Source organism: Mesorhizobium sp. B2-5-13 (genome assembly GCF_006440535.1).
GTDB lineage: Bacteria > Pseudomonadota > Alphaproteobacteria > Rhizobiales > Rhizobiaceae > Mesorhizobium > Mesorhizobium salmacidum.
In genome coordinates this window covers 1-11,271 of sequence record NZ_VFUI01000046.1, presented here as the reverse complement: position 1 = coordinate 11,271, position 11,271 = coordinate 1, and the positions used below count along the sequence as shown (strand labels likewise).

Here is an 11,271-nt window from a genome sequence, read left to right as displayed (position 1 = left end):
CCATACGAAGCACCGGAGAAACCGGAGATCCATCTCAAGACGCTCGGCAAGTCGCCTGAAGAGATGGTAGATGCCCTCTTCCACTTCGTCTGACGTCGAAGGGTGCAGGTTCCAATATAATAGCGCCGTTTCACATCGGAGCTTCCGGTATCCAAGATGCGGGGGGCTATCTCTCCCGGAAGGCGCGTTGGAAAGAATCCACCAAGGGCTTGGTCAGATAAGCCAGAAACGTTCGTTCGCCCGTTGAGATGAATGTCTCGACCGGCATGCCTGGATAGATCTGGTCGGGCTTAACCTGCGGTGGCAGCTTGTTGGCCATTTTAAGCCGGACGGTGAAGTAAGGCAGTCCGGTATTGGGTGCCATCAGCCGGTCGGCCGAAATGTAAAAGACCTTTCCGGACACTTTCGGCGTCGTGCGCGCGTTGAGTGCGGTGAACATCATGTTTGCGTCCTGCCCGACCCTGATTGAGTCGATATCTTCAGGCTTTATCCTGGCCTCGATGATGAGTTCGTTCGTGGTCGGCAGAAGCTCCATCGCGATCTCCCCGGCGCGGATGACGCTGCCTTCGGAATTGTAAAGCGAGCGCACGATGATGCCGTCCACAGGCGCCCGGATCGTCGTTCGGTCCAGGACTGATCGCGCAGCGTTGATCTGTTCCTCGAGATCCGCGACCTCTGCCCGTGCTTTGTTCAGTTCGGTGACGGCATCCTCGACCCGGCTGGTTGTAAGCCTTTCAATCTGCTGACGCGCTTCCACAGTCTGGGTCGCCGAGCTGGCGATCTGCGCTTCCAGAGATCCCGCCTGTCCTACCAACTCGGCGGTACTGCGCAGAAGATTGGTATATTCGGACCGATTTGTGAGTCCTTTTTGTAGCAAGTCTTTTTTTCTTTCCGTCTCCTCGTTGACGATCACAAGCTGATTTTCCGCTGCCTTCTTTTGAGCCTTTAGCCCCACAATGGCGTCCTGAAGTGCTGCCACCCTTTGCTTCAGTATCCCCTGTTCCGCGCCATAACGTGCTAGCCGCGCCTGAAATTCCTTGTTTTGCTCGCCGAAGACATCGCTATATTCGGAAGCGCCTGAATAGGCTCCGAGGTCACTGGACAAGACAATACTCTCAAGGCCGTCGCGCTCTGCTTCGAGCCGAGAAATCTCGGCTTTTTGTGCAACCCACTGCTTGAGAACCCGGTTGAGCTGGGACCGCGCCATCGTCGGATCGAGCACGATCAGGGCCTGGCCTCTTGAGACCCTGTCACCCTCGCGAACTCTAATGCTCCTGACAACGCCTCCTTCGAGGTGCTGGATCATGACATTCTGCCCTGCTGCGGCGACCACACCCGGCGCAATGGTTGCTCCAGCAATCGGCGCCGTGGCTGCCCAGAACCCGAAGCCGAGCACGAAAACGGCCACGCTTGCATATCCCGCCAGCATGATCCGATCTGTGCGTGTATCGATGTTGCGCTGCCAGCGATAAGCCTTGGCGCCAGCCTGGATGGTTTGGCTAGGGGCCGTCATTTGCGACTTTTACCTCTACGCGAGCCTGTGACGGGAAAGGCACCACTCCTTCATTGTCATGCGACTGAGCGGCCGCCGCTGCTGCCGCTCGGGCCCGTCGCTGAGCAAGTTCGTCGAGCACGTCCTTGGTCAAACCGTAAATCTCGACCTGACCGTTTAGCAGCATGAGGATGCGATCGCATTTGGAAGCGAGGGAGGGCCGGTGGGTAATAACGAGGACGGTCGTCTTTCGCGACCGCGCTTGGATGATCGCCCGCTCGAGCGCGGCTTCGCCGTCGGAATCAAGATTCGCGTTGGGCTCGTCGAGAACCAGTATCTTGGGATCGCCGTAAAAAGCGCGTGCAAGGCCAATGCGCTGACGCTCGCCGCCTGAAAGGCGAACGCCAGCGGGGCCGATCACCGTCGAGTATCCGTTCCTCTGCCCCATGATCAGCTCATGTACCTGCGCCTTCCGGGCCGCTTGAACTAACTTCTCGTCGGATGCGTCCGGCTCAAAGCGCGCAATGTTCTGTGCGATGGTTCCAGGGAAGAGTTCCACATCCTGTGGAAGGTAGCCTATGTGACGGCCGAGTTCCTCCGGATCCCAGTTTCGAATATCGCCGCCATCGAGACGGATCGCGCCCGAACGCGGTTGGATCGCACCGACGATTAGCCGCGCCAGCGTCGATTTTCCTGCCTGGCTCGGGCCAACGATCGCGACGGTCTGGCCAGCGGGGACCTCGAAAGTCACCCGCTTGATGAGCGGCATCGCACCGTCGGCCGAACCTGGAAGATGATAGACTATCTGATCTGCGCTCAACACTCCATCGGGACTCGGCAATGCTGGGTTTTCCTGCTTGTCCGGCCCGGATTGGGAAACCGAAAGCCGCTTCCATGCAAGATTGGCGTCGGTGATCTGCCGCCAGCTTCCAACGATCTGATCAAGAGGTTGCAAGGCCCGCGCCGATATCATCGATGAGGCAAAGATCATGCCTGCGGTCATTTCATTGTGCAGAACCAGATATGCACCGACGCCCAATATCGCGATTTGCAGCACCGATCGCGTCGTGCGGGACACACCACCATAGAACGCGTTGATGCGAGCCAGTCCGTCGGAGGCGTGCAGTGAGTCTGAAAAACGGATCCCCCAGAACTCTATCGCGTTGGACACCATCCCGAGTGCGCGGACCGTTTCGAAGTTTCGCGCGAAGGCCTGCGCCGAGTTCATTGAGGCGCTAAGATTGTCCGCCGCCTCCTTGCTGGGTCGCGAACTCGCGATCTGGTTCAGCACAGCGATGGCAACCATGAGAACCGCACCGATAACCGTTACCAGGAAGAGCAACGGATGGACGAAGTAAAGCAGGCCCACGAAGATCGGCCCAAAAGGGAGGTCGAATAGAAAAAAGATGGTTCGCGAGGCGATGAATCCCCGCAGGGTCGCCAAGTCGCGCAGGGCCTGGACGTCGCCGAGACCGGCACGCGGACCGCTCATTGCCGCAAGAAATGATGATGCACCCAAAGAGACATCCAGCCGAGCGGCGAGCTGGCTCGCATATACGCTGCGCACGATTTCGAGTACGCCGAACAGCAAGAGCGACGATAGAGCAAGCAAGGTCAAATAGGCGAGCGTGTCGAGGTTGGCCGCAGGCAAAACCCGGTCATATACCTGCAGCATGTAGAGAGGCAGAATCAACACCAGGGTGTTCATTGCCGCGGAGAAGAGGCCCATTTCGACCACACTCTTTGACAGCACCCTTCTGTTCGTAAAGCTGGGCATCTAAATCGCACTCGGGGCAAACGATCACATTAGACAATCTGTATATATCATACGGTGTTGCGATGCCACCAGTTGAGATTCTTTTGATGGCCATGATGATGAACGCAAACGGGCTAGGCGATGCGACAGGCGGTTGTCCAAGGAGCATCGAGGCGAGAAGCCGCGCCTCCTGCTATGACCGACCTATTTGCGCCGCAAATACACCCTGCCCCTCAGTGCGACTGAACGGGATTCCGCCAACTATGGCAACACGTCCAGGCTTATGAGGGTGCTTCCGCCTCTTTGGAAATCCCAAGCCCGATCGGCTACCCATGGCTTAAGGTAACTCTTGCACCGAGGTCGTGGCGTTGTGCCTAATCCGGCAAACCGGACGTGCGATCCTGGAGCGTGCGCATGGTCGCTTCGTAGACGCTTCCGATTTCTCGGTCGATCTCTTGGCGTGCGATGCCTTGAGCCTCTGCCGCCCGCACGGCGTCGGCCGCCATGGTGGTCACGACGAGGGCTGCGTGGTCAATTCGCGGCGGTAGATGGTCGCAAATCCATTCGCGTAGGAAATCAGCGGCGCGCCTGCTCATATTCCATTACACCTCAACCCGAGGTAGCCTCAGCGAATTCCTCGTCCGCCTCCACGATGCCATGTGCAGCCGCTCGCTCGAGCCAGAGGCGGCTGGCCAACGGGTCGCGCTCTCCGGCGAGACCTTTGGCGAGATACCGGCCCAGCATGAGTTGGGCCTGGCCATGCCCACATTCGGCGGCGGCCGAGAACCACTTCTGCGCCGCCACTTGGTCGATCGGCAAACCCTGGCCGGAGCTGTGCAGCGCTCCGAGCGCAAACATTGCCCCGACATGACCGGCGGCGGCGGCTCGTTCGAACAACTGCACCGCGGCCTCTGGCGAACGATCGCCGCCACGGCCATTGAGCAGCATCTCCGCGAGTGCCACTTGCGCGTCGAGTATGCCGCCGTCGGCAGCCTGGGCAAACCAGGCGCGGGCCTGCTGCGCATCGGCCGCCACCCCGCGCCCATCCCTGAGGATGCGCGCATACATATATTGGGCCTCGGCCACGCCCTCAGCAGCGCGCCTTAGCCATTGCGCCGCCTGACCTTCGTCCTGGGGCACGCCGACGCCTTTGACGAAACAGAGGCCGAGATTGAATGCGGCGATCAGATCGCCTGAAGATGCGGCGGCTTCGAACCATCCTGCTACATTTGTGGTGTCGTCCGCCTCGCCAATCCCTTGCAGAGCGAGGTTGGCCATATCGACTTGTGCTGCCTGATTCCCGCTGGTTGCGGCCGTGCGCAGCCAGCGTGTCCCCTCCTGCTCATCCCTGGCAACACCGTTTCCCGTTAGGTAAAGGGAGCCTAGGGCGCGAGCGGCGGCCTGATGACCCGCCTCGGCCGCCCGTCGATACCATGTTGCGGCTTCTGCATAATCCGGCGGTCGGTACTTCACGTTACGCTCCCCCAGGAGGTACGCCGCCTCGACGTTGCCGGCCAATGCGGCACGTCGCATCCACGCCTCCCCGGCCACAGGATCGAGGTCACCGAGGCTCCCCTCGATCATCGCCAATCCCAATCGGAATTGGGCCGAGGGCAGACCTTGCTCCGCAGCCGCCTGATACAGCCGAGCTGCGGCAGCAAGATCGCCCGCGACGCCCAGCCCGTGCTCGGTGAAGATCGCAAAGAGGTAGATTGCGGTCGGCAGGCCAGCGTCGGCGGCACGACGTACCTCGTCAGCAATTCTGTCCCGTTCCGCGAGACCACCTTGCCGGGCCAGGGAAAGGGCAAGGCCGAGGCGTCCTTCGGCGCAGCCGGCCGCGGCCGAGCGTTCATACCAGCGGTGCGCTGCATCCGCATCGCGCATCGGTCCGGGACCCCTGGTGAGGATATAGCCGAGGACTGCTTGACCGGTTGCCGAGCCTGCCTCGGCCGCCTTCGTGGCAAGCTCGCGTGCCGCCACGAAGTCCGGCTCACCCAAGGTGTCTTGTTCGAACAGGCGTTGCGATGCAGGGCGCTTGACATCAGCTTCAGATGTCGCCAGTCCGCTCACATAGAGTGCGGCGAGGAGCGCCTGTGCATCGGCGCTCCCGCGTTTTGCCGCCCGCCCGAGCCACCGCGTCCCCTCCACGCGGCTCGGCGGCACACCCGAGCCTTCAAGATAACAACGCCCAACCCGATATTCGGCGTCGGCGATGCCCGCGCGCGCGGCCATCGCCATGAGCGGAAAAGCTTCCGAAGGCCTGCCGCTGTCAAAAAGCTGCACCGCCCGCCGCAATGCTGCCGCGGGGTTGGCGAAACCAGTCAGCCGATCCAGAATTGTCATCGATCCGAGTCCCTGATGTCCTCCATCTGGCCGCTGGCGCGCCGCAGCCTATGGCTCACGCATGGCTTCCTGGCCGATCGGTAGCATCGCGCCGAGAATATATTTGAGCACCGTGCGTTGGCCGACCTTGACGTCAGCGGTCACAGGCATGCCGGGGCTGACGATGAAACCGGCGGGTACCCCGTGCAGCGCGACCTGGTCGATGGAAATGCGAGTCCGATAGAATGGCTCGGCATCCGAGGGCAGCATGGCCAGGGAACTGTTGGGGTCGCGTGCTTGCTCCTGCGCAGAAAAGGAGTCCGGGCTGAGCGATCGCACAGTGCCGTGGGCGAGGCCGTATTGCGAATAGGGGAAGGTGTCGAACTTGATGACCACGGGGTCGCCGACGTGCACGAAGCCGCTGCTGCGGCCGACCACGTTTGTCTCAATCTCAAGCGGCGCGTCGGCCGGCACCAGCGTGATCAAGCGCTCACCCGACTGGAGGACCGAGCCGACCGAGACTTTCGCCACCGACTGGACGATGGCGTCTGCTTCGCTTTTCAACTCTACCAACTGCTTACGGAGCCTTGCCTTGTTGAGGAGTTCGCGAGCGTCGGACATCCGAGAGGTCGCGTCGGACAGACCCTGTGAGACTTCCGCTCGCCAGCCTTGAATGTAGCCGTCGCGCTCGGCGGCCACCGCAGCCTGCTGGCGCTTGGCAGCCTCTGCTGTTTGCTCGGCATTGCCGAGCGCCCGCGACATCTCTGCCGAATTGTCTTCCGCGATAAGGGTATTGAGGCGGCTTCCCACCTGTCTTTCTTCCAGCTGTTTGCGCATCTGTTCTATCGATGCCGCGACCGAGAGCCGCTGCCGGTAGCCGGAGGCATCCGATTGAGAACGCGAGATCACCGAACTGAGTTCATCGCGTTGCCGGTCGAAATTCTCCAGCTTGGCCTCATAGACTGCCTTGCGGCGCTCAAAGATAGACGCCTGCAGGGTCCAGCTCGGGTCGAGACCGTCATAGTTGAAAGCTTGGCCGTCGGCCTCCGCCTTCAACCGCGCCACTTCTGCCTCAAGCGTCGCGACCTGCATCGCCAGCGACTGGAGGTCCGCCGAGGCAAAGGTAGCATCGAGGCGGGCAAGCAATTGCCCGGCTTTTACGTGCTGACCTTCGCGCACGTCGATCGAGCGGACGATCGCCGTCTCCAAAGGTTGCACAATGATGTTGGGCGATTTTGAAACCACCAGCCCTCTGGCCGTCACCACCTGGTCGACCGGTATCAGTCCCGCCACGGCAATCAAGGCAACCACCATGCTCGAAATAATCCAGACGACACCGCGCGCCGACCGAGGAATTGGCGCATTGGCGACCGCTGTCGACGGCCATTGGAATTCGAGAATGGCTGGTGTCGTCGGATCGCTCGGTTTTATCCGACGCAGGCGGGCGGGGTGGATGGTGAGAGAGGTGGTGGTCATGGCTTGCTGGACCTGGAGCGTAAGCACTCGAAGTACAAACTGTCTCGAATGAAACCGATCCCATCCATTCCATCTTCAGTCGAAGCGCGATGGCCAAAGGAACGGTTCGCCGTCTTGCGGGCGATCATTGTTGAAAGCTCGAATCGACCGCCGCGCGACATCGGTCAACCCGACCGCGGCGGCACGGCGACCGGACGGCCGTGGCGGCCATCGAGGTGCCGGTTCTGCTGCGCCCACAGCTGGCGGTAAAGCGCGCATCGTTCGAGCAGGATCGCGTGCGGGGCGACGTCGAGGACCTTGCCCTGCTCCATGACAAGGATCTGGTCGCACTCGGTGAGCGACGAAAGCCGGTGCGAAACGATGATCATCGTTCGCCCGCTAGCGATGCGCATGAGATTGGCGCTGACGACCGCTTCACTCTCGGGATCGAGGGCGCTGGTCGCTTCGTCGAGGATAAGGACGGTCGGATTGTGGATGAGGGCGCGCGCGATCGCCAGCCGCTGCTTTTGACCGCCCGACAGATTGGGCGACCCTTCCTCGATGTATGTGTCGTAGCCATTCGGCATTCGTTCGATAAATTCTTCGGCGCCTGCCAGATGCGCGGCTCGCATCGCGTCGGAAAGCGTCAGGCCCGCGCGCCCGGCGATGATGTTCTCGCGGATCGACCCGCGGAACAGGAAATTGTCCTGGAGCACCACGCCGAGCCCCTGGCGAAGGTGGCGCAGGTTGAATTCCTTGAGGTCGACACCGTCCAGCTTGAGGAAACCGCTATAGTCGCGGTTGATCCCCTGCAGAAGGCGCGCGATCGTCGACTTTCCCGACCCGCTGCGCCCGACAATACCGAACATGGTGCCTGCCGGAATGTTGAAGCTGACCCGGTCGAGCGCCGGCGTCCTGGTACCGATATAGCTGAAGGTCAGATCGTTGAACGTGACCTCGCCGACGAGCCTCGGCTTTAAGCCCTGGGAATTCGAACTGCTCTCCAGTGGTCGGTTGAGGACCGACGACGCCTCGCCGATCGCTGCGCCGACCTCCTCGTAGTCTTCGATCAGCCGCGCCAGCCCGACAAGCGGTTGGGCAACGCGCTGGGAGATCATCATGAAGGCGAACAGGCCGCCTACCATATAGCCGGAACTGTCGTTCATGGCGAGATAGGCCCCAATCAGCATTGTGCCGAGCACCATGGCACGTTCGATCGGCGTTACCAGGGTCTGCGGCCAGCTGGCGAACTGCCCGAAAGCCAGACGCGCCCTTCCCGCCTCCGCCACCTGCTCGTCCCAAAGCGCCTTGCGTTGCGGCTCGAGACCTAGTGCCTTCACGGTCTTTATCCCGACGACAGTTTCGCCGAGTGCCGCCGACTTCCATGTCTCAGCTTCAATCACCCGCTGGTACCTCCGGCGCAGCGGCTTGAGGAAGGCAATAATGATCAGTACGATCGCGCCTGCGCAGGCAATCACGATCCATGCGAGCTTGGCGTTGATGTAGAACATCACCGGTACCAGCACGCAGAGCGTTATCAGATCAAGGAACGTGCTGAGGAGTTTGCCGGTCAGGAACTCGCGGATGCGATAGACCTGCGCGAGATGGTACAGCGTCTCGCCGGCCGGATGACGCTCAAAATAGTCAAGCGGCAGGCGCAGGAGCCTACTGAAAATGTGCAGTTGCAGCTTGGTGTCCAGGCGGGCGCCGACGACGTTGATGATCAGCCGCCGTGCGTGGCCCAAGAGCGTTTCGTAGGCGAAGACGACGGCGATTATGGCCGACAAGAGCAACAGCGTCGAGACACTGTTGAACTGCAGCACCTTGTTGACCACCGTCATGACGATGAGCGGCGGCAGGATGGTAAGGACGCTGAGCGTGAACGAGGCGATGGCGACGTCACGCAGAGGCCGGCTTTCGAGCCGTACCAGTTCGGCGAGCCAGCCGAGAGTGAAAGGCGCGTCCGCCGCAACAGAGGATCGCGCATTTCGCAGCAGCACCGCCTCCCCCGTCCACACCTGCGACAGGCGCAACTCGTCGATAGCGGTGGATTCACCGTCATCAGGCGCGTCCACGCCTTTGAGGAAGACCAGGTTGCGCTCGGCACTGGCCCCGGTGAGGATCCCCGCGCCGCCATCACTGAACAGCAGGACGACCGGCCCGGTATCCTGGAAGCGCAAGAGGTGGGACCAGCGAACGCGGACGGCGCGAGACCACATACCGCCGTTGCGCGCCCACTCGGACAGGTCAGCGGAGGTTGGAAACAGGCTTGCGCTCGCCGCCCTGAATTCGTTCGGGTCGAGCTCGACCCCGTGATAGCGGGCGACCCGCAACATCGCCTTGAGGCGCTGCCCGACCTCTTCAAACTCGGCGGGACCACCGGGAAGCCGCCCCGGTTCGGTCGTATCGGCTTCGATGCCGGCGCGGACCGCCACCGGCTGGATTTCGGCGCTCAGAGGGATATTCACCATGGGCTCCCCTCCGACACGCAAGCGTCGATACGCCAGGCGAACCGTCCCACCGATACCTCAAGCGGGGACTGATCCACGCCGAGCCGGCCGGTCGGACGGACCCATCCCCGGTCAGAAATGACGGGCGAGCGCACCCTGCTTTCCGCAGAGCGCGCGCGCCCGTTTCTCAGCCTTGGACTGGTTCCTGTCGTGGTCTGTCCACTTACCATTCCTGCTCACTCATGCGGCTTCAGAATATCCTTCAGAGCCTTCTTCACCGTGTCGTCGCTGTTGGCGCTGCCCGCACCATGCTTGGGATCCGAGGTCAGGTCGGTGCTCGCACCCAGCGGCTTGTTCTGGTTCTGGCCAAGTCCCCTGATCGTGTTGGGCAGGAGGTCGGTCGTGACCGAACCGGCCGCTAGTCCGATGAGCTGGCGGAACGACGCAGGGCTTACGGCATCACTGTCGGTCGAGCCGGATTGCAGGAACTGCGTCGAGTCCTTGAGTCCGAGGGTGCTGGCCGTGACCGTGGCGGTGTGACCGTCAGGGGAGCCATCGGCGTCAGTACCATCATTGGGATGGCCTTTCCCCGGATTGCTGCTGTCGTTGTGGTCAGGATCGTTGCCGCCACCGTTGTTGCCATGGTGGTGGTCACCGGTCTCACCGCCGGGCCCCGTCGCTCCGGTCGGACCTGTCGGACCAGGCGCTCCGGTAGAGCCAGTTGCTCCGGTCGACCCGGTCGCACCGGTCGAACCTGTCGCTCCGGTCGAGCCTGTCGCTCCAGTCGAACCTGTCGAGCCAGTTGCCCCGGTCGAGCCAGTTGCCCCGGTCGAGCCTGTTGCTCCAGTCGAGCCGGTAGCTCCGGTCGAGCCTGTTGCTCCAGTCGAGCCGGTAGCTCCGGTCGAGCCTGTCGCTCCAGTCGAACCTGTCGCTCCGGTCGAGCCGGTTGCACCAGTCGAGCCGGTCGCTCCGGTCGAGCCGGTCGAACCTGTCGCTCCAGTCGAGCCGGTCGCTCCGGTTGCACCAGTCGAGCCGGTCGCTCCAGTCGAGCCGGTCGCTCCGGTCGAGCCGGTCGAACCGGTGGCACCAGTCGAACCTGTCGCTCCGGTTGAGCCGGTGGCACCAGTCGAGCCTGTTGCCCCGGTCGAGCCGGTTGCACCAGTCGAACCCGTCGCTCCGGTCGAGCCGGTTGCACCAGTCGAACCTGTCGCCCCGGTCGAGCCGGTGGCACCAGTCGAGCCTGTTGCCCCGGTCGAGCCGGTGGCACCAGTCGAACCTGTCGCTCCGGTCGAGCCGGTTGCACCAGTCGAGCCAGTCGCTCCAGTCGAGCCGGTGGCACCAGTTGCTCCGGTAGAGCCGGTCGAGCCAGTTGCTCCGGTAGAGCCAGTCGAGCCTGTTGCACCGGTTGCTCCGGTCGAGCCGGTTGCCCCGGTCGAACCTGTCGCTCCAGTCGAGCCGGTCGCTCCAGTCGAGCCGGTGGCTCCGGTCGAGCCGGTTGCCCCAGTCGAACCTGTTGCTCCGGTCGAGCCAGTCGCTCCGGTCGAGCCGGTTGCACCAGTCGAACCTGTGGCTCCGGTCGAGCCGGTTGCCCCGGTCGAACCTGTCGCTCCAGTCGAGCCGGTGGCTCCGGTCGAGCCGGTTGCCCCGGTCGAGCCGGTTGCACCAGTCGAACCTGTCGCTCCGGTCGAGCCGGTTGCACCAGTCGAACCTGTGGCTCCAGTCGAGCCGGTTGCACCAGTCGAACCTGTCGCTCCGGTCGAGCCGGTTGCACCAGTCGAACCTGTGGCTCCAGTCGA

At 62.4% G+C, this 11,271-nt stretch carries 7 protein-coding genes; all 7 read right to left on the bottom strand.

Features of this window, described 5'->3' with window-relative positions:
• Positions 1–166 precede the first annotated feature (166 nt).
• The gene (locus tag FJ434_RS29580) at positions 167–1,513 is read right to left on the bottom strand and encodes an HlyD family type I secretion periplasmic adaptor subunit (RefSeq protein WP_140752371.1); all 1,347 of its coding nucleotides are present in this window, start codon (positions 1,511–1,513) and stop codon (positions 167–169) included.
• Positions 1,500–3,269: a type I secretion system permease/ATPase gene (locus FJ434_RS29575; RefSeq protein ID WP_140752369.1), complete on the bottom strand. Its 1,770-nt coding sequence runs from the start codon at positions 3,267–3,269 to the stop codon at positions 1,500–1,502. The genes FJ434_RS29580 and FJ434_RS29575 overlap by 14 nt, the downstream gene beginning before the upstream one ends.
• Before the next feature lie 353 nt (positions 3,270–3,622).
• Positions 3,623–3,844 carry a DUF768 domain-containing protein gene (locus tag FJ434_RS29570; RefSeq protein WP_140752367.1) on the bottom strand — a complete coding sequence of 74 codons (222 nt, stop codon included), beginning with the start codon at positions 3,842–3,844 and terminating at the stop codon, positions 3,623–3,625.
• 13 nt (positions 3,845–3,857) lie between these two features.
• Positions 3,858–5,591 (bottom strand): SEL1-like repeat protein, encoded by a 1,734-nt coding sequence (locus FJ434_RS29565; protein ID WP_140752365.1) that lies wholly within the window; start codon positions 5,589–5,591, stop codon positions 3,858–3,860.
• A 48-nt stretch (positions 5,592–5,639) separates the two neighbouring features.
• Positions 5,640–7,046, bottom strand: coding sequence for an HlyD family type I secretion periplasmic adaptor subunit (locus FJ434_RS29560; RefSeq protein WP_140752363.1), 1,407 nt, complete (start codon positions 7,044–7,046; stop codon positions 5,640–5,642).
• Positions 7,047–7,210: 164 nt separating this feature from the next.
• Complete coding sequence (locus FJ434_RS29555) at positions 7,211–9,496, bottom strand: peptidase domain-containing ABC transporter (RefSeq protein ID WP_140752361.1); 2,286 nt, start codon at positions 9,494–9,496, stop codon at positions 7,211–7,213.
• A gap of 639 nt (positions 9,497–10,135) precedes the next feature.
• On the bottom strand, positions 10,136–11,271 hold a 1,136-nt coding region (locus tag FJ434_RS29550), incomplete at its 5' end, for a hypothetical protein (protein ID WP_246679074.1).

Coding starts and splice junctions, on each gene's coding strand:
- FJ434_RS29565 (WP_140752365.1), bottom strand. CDS start 5,591: ATGACAATTCTGGATCGGCTGACTGGTTTCGCCAACCCCGCGGCAGCA.
- FJ434_RS29570 (WP_140752367.1), bottom strand. CDS start 3,844: ATGAGCAGGCGCGCCGCTGATTTCCTACGCGAATGGATTTGCGACCAT.
- FJ434_RS29580 (WP_140752371.1), bottom strand. CDS start 1,513: ATGACGGCCCCTAGCCAAACCATCCAGGCTGGCGCCAAGGCTTATCGC.
- FJ434_RS29555 (WP_140752361.1), bottom strand. CDS start 9,496: ATGGTGAATATCCCTCTGAGCGCCGAAATCCAGCCGGTGGCGGTCCGC.
- FJ434_RS29575 (WP_140752369.1), bottom strand. CDS start 3,269: ATGCCCAGCTTTACGAACAGAAGGGTGCTGTCAAAGAGTGTGGTCGAA.
- FJ434_RS29560 (WP_140752363.1), bottom strand. CDS start 7,046: ATGACCACCACCTCTCTCACCATCCACCCCGCCCGCCTGCGTCGGATA.